1 protein-coding gene is annotated in these 698 nt (G+C 40.3%); it reads right to left on the bottom strand.

Translation table 11 applies throughout. From position 1 onward, the window contains the following. A partial coding sequence (locus HMPREF1048_RS12465; RefSeq protein ID WP_000322460.1) for a G5 domain-containing protein occupies window positions 1-698 on the bottom strand: 698 nt, incomplete at both ends.

Genomic DNA, 698 nt, shown 5'->3' with positions numbered 1-698 from the left:
GTAACTGTTTTACCTTTTTCACCCTCAGTACGCTGAACTGGTGTACCGAAGTCTTTTTCAACATCTTTAACGTATTCCACTTCTGGTTCAATCGGGGTTTCTACTACTTTGTCCTTCGCTGCGACTTTGACAATAGTTGCTGTTGGATTTACTACTACTGGTTCTCCTACTCTTTCTGTAATAGTACCTGTAGTAGAATCAACACTATATGTTGTTGTGGTAGTGCTTGAACCTGCTTGTCCTGCTTCTTCCACATTCGGTTGGTCTTTGTCGCGTGTATCATCTTTCACATATTTCTTAGGTGATGGGATTGCTGTTGTTTCTACTTTATCCTTCGCTGCGACTTTAACAATAGTATTCGTTGGTTCTTTCGTACGAACTGGTTGACCTTCACTTGCTATAATCTTTCCAGTATTAGGATCCACAGTGTAAGTTGTTGTGATAGTGTCTTCACCATCTTCACCTTTAACAGTAATTGGGGCTGTACCTTTTTCTTTCGTATCATCTTTTTCATAGACAACAGGGGATGGTACAGGTCTTGTCTCAGTCGTTGGTTCTTTCGTTATTCCATAAGTTCGAACTGTTGTCGGAGTTACCTTACCTGTTTTTGGATCAACTTCATAGGTAGTGGTATCAATCACATCGCGACCTTCAGAATCTTTAGATTGTTCAACCTTAGTTTTCGCACCAACTTTAAC

This window comes from Streptococcus mitis SK575 (genome assembly GCF_000257865.1).
Taxonomy (GTDB): domain Bacteria; phylum Bacillota; class Bacilli; order Lactobacillales; family Streptococcaceae; genus Streptococcus; species Streptococcus mitis_CQ.
The sequence above is the reverse complement of the archived record's forward strand: the minus strand, read 5'-3'. Positions and strand labels throughout refer to the sequence as shown.